Consider the following 15,444-nt stretch of genomic DNA (forward strand, 5'->3'; position numbering starts at 1 on the left):
GTGCTGGATAGCCCGTATGCAGGCGGGCCCGCTGCTCATCGGCATCGGCTACGCCATCCTGTGGTGGCTGGCGATGGCGCTCGTGCCGGAGGCGATGGGCAAGGGCATCGACGCCATCAGGGCCAAGGACCTGCCGGCCCTCCTCACCTGGGGCGCGGTCCTGCTCGTCCTGGGGATCGTGCAGGCCGTCGCCGGCATCCTCCGGCACCGGATGGCCGTCTACAACTGGCTGAGCGCCGCCTACCGGACCGTCCAGGTCACCGTCAGGCAGTCGACCCGGCTGGGCGCGACCCTGCCCAAGCGCATGTCCACCGGCGAGGTGGTCAGCGTCGGCAACTCCGACATCGCCCACATCGGCAACGCGATGGACATCCTGCTCCGGGGCACCGGCGCGATCGTCGCCATCGTCACGGTGACCGTCATCCTGATCAGGGCCTCGCTGCCGCTCGGTCTGATGGTGCTCATCGGCGTGCCGATCATGGCCGTCGCCGTCGCCCCCCTGCTCCGGCCGCTGCACAGGCGCCAGCACGCCCACCGCGACCTCCAGGGCGACCTGTCCACCCGCGCCGCCGACATCGTCGCCGGTCTGCGGGTGCTGCGCGGCATCGGCGGCGAGCAGGTCTTCGCCGACCGCTACACCGAGGAGTCCCAGAAGGTACGGCACGCGGGCGTGCGGGTGGCCGCGGTCGAGTCGATGCTGGAGGGCGCCCAGATCCTGCTGCCCGGCCTGCTGATCGCCTGCGTGACCTGGCTGGGCGCGACCTTCGCGATCCGGGACGAGATCACCGCCGGCCAACTCGTCGCCTTCTACGGCTACGCGGTCTTCCTGATCGCCCCCATGCGGGCGCTCACCGAGGCGGCCGACAAGCTGACCAAGGGCCACGTCGCCGCCCGCCGGGTGGTGCGGATCCTCACCCTCGAACCGGAGGTGCGCGGCGGCGCCGGGCACTCCGGCGGGGGCCTGCTGCGCGACGTGGCCTCCGGGGTCGCGGTCCGTCCCGGCGTGTTCACCGCCCTCGCGGCGACCTCGCCCGAGGAGGCCGTCACGATCGCCGACCGGCTCGGCCGCTACGGCGACGGCGACGTGGACTTCGGCGACGTGCCGCTGGACACCCTGCCGCTCGCCGAGGTCCGCCGCCGGATCCTGGTCGCCGACAACAGCGCGAAGCTGTTCGCCGGGGTGCTCAGGGACGAGCTGGACGTCTCCGGCGAGGCGTCGGACGAGGACATCGCCGACGCGCTGCGCACCGCGTGCGCGGAGGACATCGTCGAGGCGCTGCCCGGTGGCCTCGACGGGTACGTCGCCGAGTCGGGACGGGAGTTCTCCGGCGGCCAGCAGCAGCGGCTCCGGCTGGCCAGGGCGCTGACCGCCGACCCGGAGGTGCTCATCCTCATCGAGCCCACCAGCGCGGTGGACGCCCACAGCGAGGCGCGCATCGCCGACCGGCTGGCCAAGGCCCGAGCCGGCAAGACCACCCTGGTCTGCACGACCAGCCCGCTGGTGCTCGACCGCACCGATCAGGTGATCTACGTCGAGGACGGCGTCGTGCGCGCCCAGGGAACACACCGGGAGCTGCTGGCCACCGTGCCGGCCTACACCGCCCTGGTCACCAGAGGGGAAGACTCGTGAGCGAGCGGGCCGCAGGGCGTCGTGAGCGCGTGAACGCAGGTTACGGGTACCGAGAGGGGGAGAACGCATGAGCAGGCAGATCCTGCCCGTCGCCGATCAGGCGCAGGTCCGGGCGTATGCCCGCAGGCTCACGCTGAAGTACCCCCGCAACCTGACGGCGGCGCTCGGCCTGCACGGCCTGGCCGCCGTCGCGGGCCTGGCGGTGCCGTGGCTGCTGGGCTCGCTGGTCGAGGGGGTCAGCGACGGCGCCGGGGTCGACGTCACGATGGTGGCGCTGGCCGTCGGCGGTTTCCTGGTCGCCCAGGCGGTGCTGGTCAGGTTCGCCGTCTACGTCTCCTCCAAGCTCGGCGAGAAGGTCCTCGCCGAGCTGCGCCAGGAGTTCGTCGGCCGGGTGCTCGGCCTGCCGCTGTCCACCGTCGAGCGCGCCGGATCCGGCGACCTGATCACCCGGACCTCGCGGGACGTGGACTCGCTGTCGCGCACCGTACGGCACGCCGTGCCCGAGACGTTGATCGCGGTGGTCACCTGCGTGATCACCGTCGGCGCGCTGCTGCTGGTGGGGCCGCTGCTCGTGCTGCCCTCGCTGCTGGCCGTACCGATCCTGTGGTTCGCCACCCGGTGGTACCTCAAGCGGGCCCGGGACGGCTACCTGCGGGAGAGCGCCGCCTACGCGGACATGACCGACGGCCTGGCCGAGACGGTCGGCGGGGCCCGCGCCGTGGAGGCCCTGGGCCTGCAGGACCGGCGGCACCGCCGTACCGACACCGACATCTCCCGGTCGTGGGCGGCCGAGCGCTACACCCTCAGGCTGCGCACCCTCTGGTTCCCGGCGGTCGAGCTCGGCTACGTGATCCCGATCGTGGCCACCCTGGTCCTGGGCGGCGTGTTCTACATCCAGGACTGGGCCTCGCTGGCCCAGGTCACCTCGGCCACGCTGTACGTGCAGCAGCTCATCGACCCGCTCGACCGGCTGCTGATGTGGATCGACGAGCTCCAGGTGGGCGGGGCCTCCATGGCCCGCCTGCTGGGGGTCGCCGAGGTGCCCGACGACCGTGAGGCCGGTTCCGGCACCCCCGACGGCGAGCGGCTGCGGGCCGCGGACGTCCGCTACGCCTACCGTGAGGGCCACGACGTGCTGCACGGCATCGACCTGGTGGTCGAGCCGGGGGAGCGGCTGGCGATGGTCGGCCCGTCCGGGGCGGGCAAGTCCACGCTGGGCCGCCTGCTCGCGGGCATCCACGGCCCGCGCACCGGCGCGGTCACGGTCGGCGGCACCTCTCTGGTCGAGCTCCCGCTGGACGACCTGCGCGGCCACGTCGCCCTGGTGACCCAGGAGCACCACGTGTTCCGGGGCACCCTGCGCGACAACGTGCTGATCGCCCGCCCGGACGCGGACGACGCGCGTGTCCGGGAGGCGCTGGAGGCCGTGGACGCCTGGGACTGGGTCGAGGCCATGCCCGGCGGCCTGGACACCGCCGTCGGCTCCGGCGGCGAACCGGTCTCGGCCGCCCAGGCGCAGCAGCTCGCCCTGGCCCGCCTGGTCCTGGCCGACCCGCACACCCTGGTCCTGGACGAGGCCACCTCGCTGATCGACCCCCGGGCCGCGCGCAACCTGGAGCGGTCGCTGGCCGCCGTCCTCGACGGCCGCACCGTGATCGCCATCGCGCACCGCCTCTACACGGCGCACGACGCCGACCGGGTCGCGGTGGTCGAGGACGGCCGGATCAGCGAGCTCGGCTCCCACGACGAGCTCGTCGCGGCCGAGGGCTCCTACGCGGCGCTGTGGAGCAGCTGGCACGGCACCTCGAAGTGAGAGGGCCTCCGGCCGGGGCATGGCGCCGCCCGGCCGGAGGGGTGGCCCCGGGGCCGCCCGCCGGCCTCAGCCCAGGGCCTTCTTGAGGAAGTCGACCTGGAGCAGGAGCAGGTTCTCGGCCACGACCTCCTGGGGGGTCATGTGGGTGACGCCGGACAGCGGCAGGACGTTGTGCGGGCGGCCCGCCGCCAGGAGGGCGGAGGACAGGCGGAGGGTGTGGGCGGCGACCACGTTGTCGTCGGCCAGGCCGTGGATCAGCAGGAGGGGACGGTCCAGCTTCTCGGCGTCGGCGAACAGGGACGACGACTCGTAGTGGCCCTCCTCCGGCCGGCCGAGGTAGCGCTCGGTGTAGCAGGTGTCGTAGAGACGCCAGTCGGTCACCGGCGCTCCGGCGATGGCCGCGTGGAACACGTCCGGGCGGCGGAGCACGGCCAGGGCGGCCAGGAATCCGCCGAAGGACCAGCCGCGGATGCCGACCCGGGACAGGTCCAGGTCGTCGGGGAACCGCGCGGCGGCGCCCTGGAGGGCGTCGACCTGGTCCTCCAGGGGCGGGGTGGCCAGGTCGTGCAGGACGGCCCGCTCGAACTCGGGGCCGCGCCCCGGAGTGCCGCGGCCGTCGGCCACGACCACCGCGAAGCCCTGGTCGGCGAACCACTGGCTGGTCAGGTAGGCGCCGGAGGCGGCCAGGACGCGCTGGGCGTGCGGCCCGCCGTAGGGGTCCATGAGGACCGGGAGCCGCACCGAGCCGGGCACGTGACCCGACGGGAAGAGCACGGCGGTGGCCAGATCGCGCGCGCCCGCGCGGATCAGGGAGACCCGCAGGTCCAGGCCGTGCCGTTCGGCGTGCGAGGCGATGTGGCCGCGGGGCTTGCCGTGGTGCAGGACGCGCGTGACCGGGCCCTCGCTGTCGAGGGTCTGGCCGGTGACCACCAGCGTGCCGCCTGCCGTGTGGCCGCTGTAGACGCCGCTCTCGGCCGGGCTGACCAGCGTGATGCGGCCGTCCTTGTAGGCCCACAGGGCGATCTCGGTGGGATCGCCGCCGGCCCGGAAGAGCACGGCGTCACCGTCGACGTCGAGGACCTCGCGGACCTGGAGCGTGGCCGGGGTGACGGGCTCGTCGCCGATGATCAGGCGGTGGCCCCCGTCGACGTTCGCCGCCCAGACCAGGGTGCCGTCGGACAGGTGGCCGGGCACGCCGGGGACGATGTCCACCCAGGCGGGGTCGGTGTCCTCGCGGACGACCGTCGAGCCGCCCGTGGCCGGGTCGACCTTGAGCAGGCGGATGCTCCGCTGGTCGCGCGGCATCGTGACGATCGCCAGGCCGTGGGCGTCCCAGGAGGCGGTGACCAGGTATTCGTCCTCGAAGGACACGGGGACGCGGGAGCCGTCCAGGGCCAGGACGAACAGCTCGACCCCGGTGTTCGGCGTGCCGGCGGCGGGGTAGCGCTGCTCGGTGGCCGGGCGGGAGGGGTTGGCCGGGTCGGCGATGTGCCACTTGTCGACCGGCGAGTCGTCGGCCCGCTCGGCCAGCACCGCGTCGCCCGCCGGGGACCACCAGTAGCCCCGCATCCGGTTCATCTCCTCGGCGGCGATGAACTCGGCCAGGCCGTACGTCACCTCGGGGGACTCGGGGCGGGCCAGCACGTGGTCGACCTCGTCCTCGAGGTCCTGGACGTGGAGCGCGCCACCGGTCACGTAGCCGACGTGCTCGCCGGTGGGGGAGACCCGCGGGTCGATCACCGGGCCGGCCGTCTTCAACCGCCGGATCCTCTTGGTCTTGAGGTCGGCGACGTAGAGGCCGCCGGAGAGCGCGAAGGCCGCCGTGGTCACCGCCGTGTCGGTGCTGTAGCCGACGATGCCGCCCGCCTGCTCCCGGCTGCGCTCGCGGCGGGCCCGCTCCTCGGCCGGCAGGTCGTCCTCGTCCACGGCCAGCGCGCGCGGGTCGGCGATCAGCCGCTCCTTGCCGCTGGCCACGTCGAACTCCCACAGGCAGGTGACCGGGTCGCAACCGCCCTTCGTCCGGAGGAAGACGACGCGGTCGCCGCCCGGGGCGATGGTGAAGCCACGCGGCACTCCGAGGGTGAATCGGCGGGTCCGTGCGTGCAGACGAGGGAAGCTCTCACTCATACCAGTCATCTTGCCAGCTCCACGTCCGGTCCCGGGGGGTCCCCAGGATGGCTTGGGCAACAGATGTCTTGGGAGAAACTTGGGCAGGTGACATTTACTGCGCGAATCGCTCGCTCTCCGGGAACGCCTGCCGTGCTGTCGCTCGTGCTCGTGCTCTGGGGGATCGGCACCCCGTCGTTCTGGCGGGACGAGTCGGTGAGCGTGATGGCGGCGACCATGTCGTTCGACGAGCTGTGGCGGCTGCTCGACGACATCGACGCCGTGCACGCGCTGTACTACCTCCTGCTCAGGCCGTTCGCCGCGTTCGGCGGGGAGTTCGCGGTCCGGCTGCCCTCGGCGCTCGCGGTCGCCGGGGCGACGTTCGGGATCGCGGCCATCGGACGGAAGCTGGCCACCCCGCAGGTGGGGCTGCTGGCCGGGCTGGTCTACGCGGTGCTGCCCATGATCAGCCGCTACGGCCAGGAGGCGCGGAGCTACGCCCTGGTCAGCGCGGTGGCGGTGGCCGCCACCTGGGTCCTGCTCGGCGAGCGCCGGTCGCGCTACGCCGGGTACGGCCTGCTGGTCGCGCTGCTCGGCTGGTTCCACCTCTACGCGCTGCTCCTGCTGCCCGCGCACGCCGTCGTCGTCCTCCGCAGGCGCGGGGAGACCGTCCCGTGGCTGGCGTCGCTGGCCGGGGCCGGGGTGCTGCTCGCGCCGCTCGCGGTGATCGCGTCCGGGCAGCGGGAGGAGCAGCTCTTCTGGCTGAAGGTGCCCGGCATCCCCGAGCTGGGGCAGTTCGGGGTGGACATCGCCGGAGGCGACGCGGCGTGGGCGTCGCCGCTCCTGCCCGCGCTGTTCCTCGCCCTGCTGATCGCCCTGGTCCTGCTCGGGATCTGGTACGGGACGCGCTCCCGCCGCCGTGGCGTCCCGACGGCGCGAGGCCACCGGGAGGACCCGGCGGCGGGAGGCCACCGGGAGGACGCGGGGGCGGTAGGTCACCGGGAGGATCTGACGGCGGGAGGCCACCGGGAGGACGCGGGGGCGGGAGAGGGGCCGGGACGGCCCTCGCTGGTGGGGGTGGCGGTGCCCTGGGCGGTCCTTCCCGTGGTGCTGTCCCTGCTGATCTCGCAGATCCACCCGGTCTACAGCCCGCGCTACGTCCTCTTCGCGGTCCCGGGCCTGGCCCTGCTGGCCGGAGCCGGCCTGGCCGCGCTCCGCCGTACCCCGGCGACCTGGGCGGTCCTCGCGGTCCTGGCGGCGTTCTCGGTGAGTGCCCACCTCGCCGTCCGCGGGCCGGCCAACCGCCCCGACGACCTCCGTACCCTCGCCGCGGAGCTGAGCGCCCAGGAGCGGCCCGGTGACGCCGTCCTCTACGTTCCCGAGCGCTTCCGGCTGTTCGTCGTCGTGTACGGCGAGCCGTACCGCAGGCTGAGCGCCCTGGGATCGGGATCCGACCGTGTGTGGCTGGTCTCGCGGCGCATCCGCGGTCCCGAGTGGGAGGAGGACCCCCGGTTGAAGGAGCTCAAGCGGGACTTCCGGAAGGCCGGGCAGACCCGGATATCCGGGGCGGTCCGCATCACCCTGTACACCAGGCGGATACCCTCTGACGCATGACTGATCGGCGCCTGCTGCTCGTGCACGCCCACCCCGACGACGAGACGATCGGCAGTGGTGCGACCATGGCCAAATACGCCGCCGAGGGGGCCCACGTCACGCTGGTGACCTGCACGCTCGGCGAGGAGGGCGAGGTCATCCCGGCGGAGCTGGCCCATCTGGCCGCCGACCGGGACGACACGCTGGGCGAGCACCGCGTCGGCGAGCTCGCCGCGGCCTGCCGGGCCCTCGGCGTCACCGACCACCGCTTCCTGGGCGGTGCGGGCCGCTGGCGCGACTCCGGGATGATGGGCGTCGCCTCCAACCACCGCGACAACGCCTTCTGGCAGGCCGACCTCGACGAGGCCGCCGGGGAGCTGGTCAAGGTCATCCGCGAGGTGCGGCCCCAGGTCCTCGTCACCTACGACGAGAACGGCTTCTACGGCCACCCGGACCACATCCAGGCCCACCGCGTCTCCTGGCGCGCCTTCGAGCTGGCCGCCGACCCGGCGTTCGGCGTGGGGGAGCCGTGGCGGATCGCCAAGTTCTACCTCACCGCGACGGCCCGGTCCACGATGCGCCGGACGGCCGAGGCGTTGCGCGAGGCCGATGTGAGCTTCCTCACCGAGGACGCCCTCGACGACCTGCCGTATGGCTGCGCGGACGAGGACGTCACCACCGAGATCGACGGCCGGCCCCACGTGGGCCGCAAGCTCGACGCGATGCGGGCGCACGCGACCCAGATCAGCGTGGCGGCGCCCTGGTTCGCCCTGTCCAACAACATCGGCCAGGAGGCGCTCGCGGTGGAGCACTTCATCCTGCGCTCCGGGACGCCCGGACCCGCCGGACCGGGGGCGCCGCTCGAAGTCGGCGGGCTCGGCGAGCCGTACGGCCGCGAGGCCGATCTCTTCGCGGGGATCCACTAGCCTCGATGACTGTGATGGAGCAGGTCCACCAGACGACGGCACGGCGGCCCTCGGCGGCGGCGGTCACCGCGGCGGCGTACCTCATGCTGGTCCTGCTCGGCCTCATGATGGGGGTGCTGGGCGGCTTCCAGCACTCGTGGTATCTCCGGCCCTTCCCGATCTCGGCCGTCGGCTGGGTCGTCCTGCTGGCCATGGCCTGTTACGGCGCCGGGCGGGCGATGAGGGGGCGGCTGGCCGCCCTGGCGCCCGGGGCGGGCTGGATGGCGATCACGCTGATCTGGCTGGGCGGCAGCCCGGAGGGCGACGTGGTCATCGCCAACGACCTGGCCGGCTACGTCTACCTCTACGGTGGCCTGATCGCGATCCTGGCGGCCGTCCTGCTCTCCCCGTCGGGCGGCGGGGCGTGGCTGCTCACGCAGGGCCCGTACGGTCCCCGCCCGGCGGAGCCACCTTCGCACTAGGCGGCAGTCTCGAACACGTTCCCCGCGGCGATCCGCGCCCGGGGCGCGGTCAGCGGAGCCGCATGTGTGACGGCCGACGTGTCCGGCCCGCCGCCGGAGCGGCGGGCCGGGGGCTCAGTTCTCGGTGCGCCGGCCGTAGGAGGCGGCCTCGTACCGGTCGATCGCCCGGCCCAGCTGGGCCAGCTTCTCGGTGTAGGTGACCGGGAAGATCCCGGGCGCGGTGGCCGGCCGGTTGGCGTCGACGTACTGGGTACCGAGGTTGGTGAACGCGACGACGACGTAGTTGCGGCCGTTCTTGCCCGGCAGGGACCTGACGATGCCCGCGTCGGCCCCCGAGTTGCCGACCCACCCGGTCTTGTGCGCGAACGTGACCTGCGCCTGCTGGTTGCAGGGCCGTACGTCCTGGCCGAACGTGTTGCCCGCGACGGTCACCGTGCCGTCGGCGGCCACCCACCGCGACGCCACCCGCTGCGGGATGCCCGGAGCCGGGTAGGCGCTGCCGCACCGGTTGGCGGTGGAGAGCATGTCGTTGAAGCCCTGCTCACCGAGCAGCTTCTTGAACACCTGGCGGGAGGCGGGGCTCAGCACGTCGCCGGTGACCGGCTTGCCGTCGGGGGCGGTCCACGCCTTGCCCTGTACGCCGTTGACCAGCGCGAGCAGCTTGGCCGTGTCCAGCGAGCTCATCGTGACCGGGTTGGACCAGCGGCCACCGTTGGCCGGGTTGGTGTTCTTCAGTTGCATGGTCTCCAGGCCCAGGTCCTGGAAGGTCTTGTTGAGCTCGTCCACCGCGCCGCGATCGTGCAGCAGTTTCACCAGCGCGCAAGACGCGGCGTTGGACGAGGAGGTGATCGAGGCGTCCATGTAGGCGCCGACGGTGTTGCTGCTCGGGCCACCGCACAGCGAGCTGATCGCCGTGGGCTGGTAGTCGTAGGTGTCCTCAAGCTTGATCTCGCCCTTGTCCACCAGCCGCAGCACCCCGAAGTTGACCATCAGCTTCAGGACGGAGGCCGGGTAAGGGAGCATGAAGTCGATTGGCGCGTGCTCCCGTGCCGGCACCACGTCGACGGTTCCCTTGCCCTGGTTGGCATACCATCCGGCGTCGTCCCACTGCCGCCATCGCACTTGGTCGGTGTGGAAGTTCTCGTCCACCGGCACGACGATCCCGCGCGGATACTGCGGGCTCATCAGCACGGTGCCTGACGACACCGGCCGGCCCCGCCGGTCCAGCTCCAGCACCGTCACGTCGAGCTGCGGCTGCTGGACGATCGGCTTGGGGTCGGCGGCCTCCGCGAACAACCGGGCATAGTCGCCGGCTGTCTTCGCATCCTTGTCGACCACGTCAGCGAGCGTCCGGGCCTGCGGGGATCCCGGCGGGGCCAGGTCGAGGACCTGCTCGAAGCGCAGCTCGGTCATGACGTTCTGCAGGAAGCCGGCCACCTCGCCGCCGTCGGTGGCCTGAGCGGGCGGCATCGCGGCGCCCAACAGCATCGAGGTGGCGGCCAGTGCGATGGCAGCGCGTTTACTCGTTGTAGATCGGAAAATTGACATGCTCCAAGATCATAGTCAGCGGAAGCTCCGCATTTCAGGCATTTTGATCTTCTGGGCCTCAAATAGGTTCATCGGGCCGGATGTCTGTCGAGGGGGCGTTCGTGCCGGTGGAACAGGCCCGCGCGGTCTGGGCGGGGGCCGGCCGGGACCGCGCGGACCCGCGGGACCTCGCCGTCGGCGAGGTCCCGCACCCTCAAGGCCTGAGGACCAGGGTGTTCCTGGCGGCCTTCTTGATCGACTCCTCCCGGGCGAGCATGGGGGTGGTCCTCCCGCCCGCCCAGAGCGGGGCCTGGTCCCAGTAGTTGTCGTGGAAGGCGTGACCCGACGCGCCGGTCAGGTTGATCCACTGGGACCTGTCCGGGTCCGCCAGGTCGACCACCATCCGCATGGACGGCAGCCAGCCCACGGCGTAGTCCTCCTGGACGTCCCAGCCCGCGGCGTTGACCGCGTCGTCGTTGCCGCTCACCGGGAGCGGGCCCCGGTTGAACAGCCACTCGACCGGGCCGATCCCGGAGGTGCCGAAGGTCTGGTTGGTGAGCGTCAGCGCGTGCAGGTCGCCCCAGCGCCAGGCCTTGACATCCGGGCCGAGGCGGGCGTTCAGCTCGTCGTAGGCCATGGCCATGGCCCGCCGCAGCATGTCGTCGCGGGTCTCCGTCCCCGAGGTCCGCGCGTCGTCCCAGAAGGGGTCGCCGGGGTTGTCGAGCATGACGCGGACCACCTCGAACCAGCGGTCGCCGCCGGTCGGCCAGGCGCTCTCCGGCAGGTCGTCGTTGAAGGTCTCGACGAGCAGGTGCCGCCAGACGGCGTTGAAGTACATCGCCGGGCTCGACCCCGCGCCCTGGGAGTAGTCCCAGGTGCGCAGCAGCTCGCGGGCGTCCCCGGAGGCCCCGGCGACCTTGAGGGCCATCAGCTTGGGCACCAGGAACTGGGCGAAGCCGTTGTGGGTGTCCTGCTGCACCTCGCCCATCGTCTCCGCGTCGACCTTGCCCTTCCTCAGCTCGGTCTGGAGGCGGTCCAGGATGCGCTGGGAGCGGTAGCCGTACGCCCAGTCCTTGGTGAGCATGTGCGGGTAGCGCTCGGGGTCGATGGCCGCGTTGTTGGCGGTCACGATGTAGCCCTCGGGCGGGTTGTAGACGCTGGGCAGCTCGTTGAAGGGGATGTTCGACTGCCAGGAGTACTCGCCGGTCCAGCCCGGCACCGGCCAGGTGCCGTCGCCCCGGGTCCGCACCGGGATCCGGCCCGGTGCCTGGTAGCCGATGTTGCCCTTGGTGTCGGCGTAGATCAGGTTCTGCGCGGGCACGTCGAACCTGCTCGCCGCCGCCCGGAACTCCTGCCAGTCCTGCGCGGCGTCGAGGGCGAAGATCGCGTCGGCGCTCCTGCCGGGATCCAGCGCCGTCCACTTCAGCGCGACCGCGTCGGCCTTCTCCTGGAAGGCCGTCGCCGCGCCGGGCAGGGTGTCCTTCACGTTCTCCATGACGTCGGAGAGGATCGGGCCGTGCATGGTCTCCCGGACCGTGAGCCGGACCGGGTCGCCTCCCGCCACCTCGATTGTCTCGGTCCTGGTGGTGAGCGGCTTCCAGTTGCCCATGAACAGGTAGGAGTCGTCCTTCACCCGCTCCAGATACAGGTCGGCGACATCGGGACCGAGGTTGGTGAAGCCCCAGGCGATCTTGTCGTTGCGCCCGATGATCACGCCGGGCACCCCGGAGAAGGTGAACCCGGTGACGTCGAACGGGCACTCGGCGCTCTTGGTGCGACAGTGCAGCCCGGCCTGGTACCAGACCGAGGGCATGTTCGCCGACAGGTGCGGGTCGTTGGCGAGCAGCGGCTTGCCCGAGCCGGTGTGCTTGCCGCCGACCACCCAGGAGTTCGAGCCGATGCCGTTGCCGCCCTTGGGGTCGCCCATCAGGCTCGGCACCGCCCGCAGGGCCTCGGCCGTCCGGGTCAGCGCGCCCGTGTCCGGCCGTCCGGTGCCGGTGTCCACCTGGCCGGTGTCCGCGCCGGGCTCGACGTCCTGGTCGAAGCCGCGCCGGGTGACCGACCCCTGGGTGACGATCGGCTGGTGGGTGTCGAAGGGGTAGCCGGGCCAGAGCTGTTCGACCCGCTCGCGGGGCAGCATGCTCGCCGCGAGCGCCCGGCCGATCTCGTCGGACATGTTGGAGCGCAGGTCCCAGGCCATGGCCTTGAGCCAGGACAGGGAGTCGACCGGAGTCCACGGCTCGGGTTCGTAGCCGAAGTTGGTGAGCTTGAGGACCGCGTAGTCCAGGCTCTTGGCGGTGAAGCCCTGGTTCTGGTCCATCCAGGAGTTCACGCCCTTGGCGTAGGCGTCGAGGTAGTGCCGGGTCTGTTCGGTGAGCATCGGCAGCTCGGCCTCGGCGACCCTGCGCCAGCCCATGGTCCGGATGACCTTGTCCTCGACGAGCGTCGCGGCGCCGAACATCTCCGACAGCCGCCCGGCCGTCACATGCCGGCGGAAGTCCATCTCGAAGAACCGGTCCTGGGCGTGCACGTAGCCCTGGGCGAGGAACAGGTCGTCGGAAGAGTCCGCGTAGATATGTGGAATACCTGTTTTATCGCGATATACAGTGACTTTTCCTGTCAGACCATCCACTTTGAGCTCGCCCGCGAGCTGCGGGAAAGAGGCGCGCACCGTCCACACGCCCACCCCGGCGAGAACCAGCCCGAGCACCACGAGGACGGTGAACGCCCGTGCGAGCCATTTGAGCGGCCGGGGCATCCAGGCATACGGCCGGAACCTCACAAAGACCTCCTATGCGACGTGATCGAACAAGTTTGGCAGCACCCCGGAGGCGAAACGCCGATTGCGCGTTCGTCAGAATGCGACGCATGGAGTTCACGACCGCCGATCTCATCGACGCCCACGGCGACGTCCTCGACAGCTGCCTGACGCAGTTCCGCTCATACGGCCTGCGTCCGCGCTTCGCCGGGCCGATCGCGACCATCCGCTGCCTGGAGGACAACGCCCTGGTCAAGCAGGTCCTGGCCGCGCCGGGTGAGGGACGCGTGCTGGTCGTGGACGGCGCGGGTTCCCTGCGCACCGCCCTGATGGGCGACCTGATCGCCGCCTCCGCCGTCTCGTCCGGCTGGTCCGGCGTCGTCGTCAACGGGGCAGTCCGTGACACGGTCGCCCTGGGCGGCCTGGACCTGGGCGTCAAAGCCCTCGGCTCCAACCCCCGTAAGAGCGCCAAGGAGGGCGCCGGCGACCTCGGCGTCCCCGTCACCTTCGGTGAGGTCACCTTCGTCCCGGGCGCATGGCTCTACAGCGACGAGGACGGCCTCGTCGTCAGCCCGCGTGCCCTGCTCTGAGCCCGCGAGCCCCGGCGGGACGGCGCTGTCCCGCCGTACACGGGCCGGAGGCTACAGGGCGGTCTCCAGCACCACCGACCGCGCGGCGAAGCCGTTGCGCTCGTAGAAACGCACGGCCGCCTCGTTGCTCGCGTACGCCGTCACCCCGGCGTACCGCGCCCCGTGGTGGCGGGCCCACGCCCTGAACTCCTCCACCAGGTCGGCCCCGATCTTCCGGCCGCGGTGGGCGGGCCGCACGTAGATGCTGCCCAGCGTCGCCACCGTGATCGGACGCATCGGGGTGGGCCCGGACAGCCGGCCGGACAGGTGGCCGATGATCCGGCCGCCGGCCTCGGCGACCATCACCAGGCGGTCGGGGTCGTCCAGCGCGCCGGCGAACCAGGCCGGGCCGTGCTCCGCGGGCCAGCTCGGGTCGAGGGTGAGGTCACGGGCTCCGGCGTCCTCGGCGAACAGCGCGGAACTGCAGGCCACTACCCCCTCCAGATCCGCAACCGTGGCAGGCCGTACGACAACGCCAGTCTCACTCATGATCGGGACGGTATCGGCCGCCACCGACATTAAACGCGATCCGCCCCTACGTCCTGCTGAAACATGACCATTCCATGCTGGATCGGCGAGGCCGGCGCCCGCCCGCCGGGGCGGGGACTACGACCAGGTCTGGCCCTCGGGGGTGTCGGCCACCCGCACGCCCAGGGCGGCCAGCTCGTCGCGGAGGCGGTCGGAGACGGCCCAGTCCCTGGCGTCGCGTGCCCGCAGGCGCCGCTCCAGCAGCTCGGCGGCGCCCGGCGGCAGGCTCCTGGCTCTGCCGATGTCGGCTGACAGGTCCAGCCCGAGGATCTGGTCCAGATGCAGGAACGCCTCGAACCGGGAGCCGGGCGCGATCGAGTCGTCGCGTTCCAGCTCCCGCAGGAGGCGCAGGGCCAGTGGGGTGTCGAGGTCGTCGTCGAAGGCGGCCTCGATCCGCGCGACCCGCTCGGCGGGCATCGGACGGCTCGGCGTCTCCGACCACTCGGCGACGTGGGAGCGCCAGCGCCGCAGGGTCCTGTCGGCGGCCCGGAGCGTGTCCCAGGTGAGGTTCATCTGCTGGCGGTAGCGGTGCTCCAGCAGCGCCAGCCGTACGGCCAGCGGATCCAGACCCGCGTCCACCACGTCCTGGAGCAGCACCACGTTGCCGGTGGACTTGGCCATCTTGCGCCCGTCGAACAGCAGGTGCTCCCCGTGGACCCAGTGCCTGACCACCTCGTGGCCGGCGGTGGCGTCGGACTGGGCGCGCTCGTCCTCGTGGTGCGGGAAGCGCAGGTCGATGCCGCCGGTGTGCACGTCGACGCGCTCGCCGAGGAACCGCAGCGACATGGCCGAGCACTCGATGTGCCAGCCGGGGAAGCCGCGGCCCCAGGGAGCCTCCCAGGTCATCTCGTGGTCCGAGGGCTTCCACAGGGCCCAGTCGGCGTGGAAGCGCTTGCGGGGGTCGACGCCTTCGAGCCGGTGGCCGGGCTTCAGCCGGTCGAGCCGGTTGCCGGAGATCTCGCCGTAGGTCGGGAAGGAGGCCGCGTCGAAGAAGACCGACCCGTCGGGGGTCGGGTAGGCGTGCCCCTTCTCGATCAGCTTGGCGATCATCTCGATCATCAGGTCGATCGTCTCGGTGGCCCTGGGGGAGTGCTCGGGCGGCCGGATGTTCAGCGTGGCGGTGTCGGACAGGAAGGCCGTCTCGTAGAACCGCGCGATCTCCAGCCCGGTCCGCCCCTCGGCCCGCGCCTGGAGCAGGATCTTGTCCTCACCGCCGGGGTCGATCTCGGCGTCGTCCACCAGATGCCCGACATCGGTGATGTTCCGGCAGGCGACCACCCGGATCCGCTGCCGCTCGCTGACCCGCCTGATCAGGTCGGCCAGCACGTACGACCGGAAATTGCCGACATGGGCGTAGCGGTAGACGGTGGGCCCGCAGGTGTACATCCGCATGGACCGGGCCCCTTCGGGGAGGACCGGTCCGACCTGGCGGTTCCGTGTGTCATACAGCCGTAGCATGCCTCGACCCTATTC

11 protein-coding genes are annotated in these 15,444 nt (G+C 71.9%); 6 read left to right on the forward strand and 5 right to left on the reverse strand.

From position 1 onward, the window contains the following. Positions 1–16: 16 nt before the first annotated feature. Together BM085_RS24740 and BM085_RS24745 are read left to right on the forward strand one after the other, a co-directional pair. Positions 17–1,630 (forward strand): ABC transporter ATP-binding protein, encoded by a 1,614-nt coding sequence (locus tag BM085_RS24740; RefSeq protein WP_245789654.1) that lies wholly within the window; start codon positions 17–19, stop codon positions 1,628–1,630. 67 nt (positions 1,631–1,697) lie between these two features. Beyond that, the gene (locus tag BM085_RS24745; protein ID WP_093889313.1) at positions 1,698–3,443 is read left to right on the forward strand and encodes an ABC transporter ATP-binding protein; all 1,746 of its coding nucleotides are present in this window, start codon (positions 1,698–1,700) and stop codon (positions 3,441–3,443) included. A 66-nt stretch (positions 3,444–3,509) separates the two neighbouring features. Here the strand turns inward: BM085_RS24745 and BM085_RS24750 are convergent, their stop codons facing one another. Beyond that, complete coding sequence (locus BM085_RS24750; protein WP_177245252.1) at positions 3,510–5,570, reverse strand: S9 family peptidase; 2,061 nt, start codon at positions 5,568–5,570, stop codon at positions 3,510–3,512. 132 nt (positions 5,571–5,702) lie between these two features. On the opposite strand from BM085_RS24750, the gene BM085_RS24755 reads away from it, so the two are divergent. Genes BM085_RS24755 through BM085_RS24765 form a run of 3 tightly spaced genes read left to right on the forward strand, consistent with a single transcriptional unit; the run spans position 5,703 to position 8,529 of the window. After that, positions 5,703–7,163: a glycosyltransferase family 39 protein gene (locus BM085_RS24755; RefSeq protein ID WP_177245253.1), complete on the forward strand. Its 1,461-nt coding sequence runs from the start codon at positions 5,703–5,705 to the stop codon at positions 7,161–7,163. Beyond that, complete coding sequence (gene mshB / locus BM085_RS24760) at positions 7,160–8,068, forward strand: N-acetyl-1-D-myo-inositol-2-amino-2-deoxy-alpha-D-glucopyranoside deacetylase (protein ID WP_093889316.1); 909 nt, start codon at positions 7,160–7,162, stop codon at positions 8,066–8,068. The genes BM085_RS24755 and mshB overlap by 4 nt, the downstream gene beginning before the upstream one ends. Positions 8,069–8,073: 5 nt before the next feature. Continuing rightward, the gene (locus BM085_RS24765; protein WP_143121058.1) at positions 8,074–8,529 is read left to right on the forward strand and encodes a DUF6113 family protein; all 456 of its coding nucleotides are present in this window, start codon (positions 8,074–8,076) and stop codon (positions 8,527–8,529) included. Between the two features lie 114 nt (positions 8,530–8,643). Here the strand turns inward: BM085_RS24765 and BM085_RS24770 are convergent, their stop codons facing one another. Next, the gene (locus BM085_RS24770) at positions 8,644–10,077 is read right to left on the reverse strand and encodes a serine hydrolase (RefSeq protein ID WP_093889318.1); all 1,434 of its coding nucleotides are present in this window, start codon (positions 10,075–10,077) and stop codon (positions 8,644–8,646) included. Positions 10,078–10,270: 193 nt separating this feature from the next. Further along, positions 10,271–12,814 (reverse strand): penicillin acylase family protein, encoded by a 2,544-nt coding sequence (locus BM085_RS24775; RefSeq protein WP_093889319.1) that lies wholly within the window; start codon positions 12,812–12,814, stop codon positions 10,271–10,273. A gap of 110 nt (positions 12,815–12,924) precedes the next feature. Between BM085_RS24775 and rraA the strand changes: the two genes are divergently transcribed. Beyond that, a complete protein-coding gene (gene rraA, locus BM085_RS24780) occupies positions 12,925–13,404 on the forward strand; it encodes a ribonuclease E activity regulator RraA (protein ID WP_093889320.1) in 480 nt (159 codons plus the stop codon). 51 nt (positions 13,405–13,455) lie between these two features. On the opposite strand, the gene BM085_RS24785 is transcribed toward rraA, so the two are convergent. Then, on the reverse strand, positions 13,456–13,932 hold the full coding sequence (locus BM085_RS24785) for a GNAT family N-acetyltransferase (RefSeq protein ID WP_143121060.1): 477 nt from the start codon (positions 13,930–13,932) through the stop codon (positions 13,456–13,458). 117 nt (positions 13,933–14,049) lie between these two features. Next, the gene (gene cysS, locus BM085_RS24790) at positions 14,050–15,429 is read right to left on the reverse strand and encodes a cysteine--tRNA ligase (protein WP_093889322.1); all 1,380 of its coding nucleotides are present in this window, start codon (positions 15,427–15,429) and stop codon (positions 14,050–14,052) included. Positions 15,430–15,444 lie beyond the last annotated feature (15 nt).

The organism is Streptosporangium canum (assembly GCF_900113865.1).
Lineage (GTDB): Bacteria > Actinomycetota > Actinomycetes > Streptosporangiales > Streptosporangiaceae > Streptosporangium > Streptosporangium canum.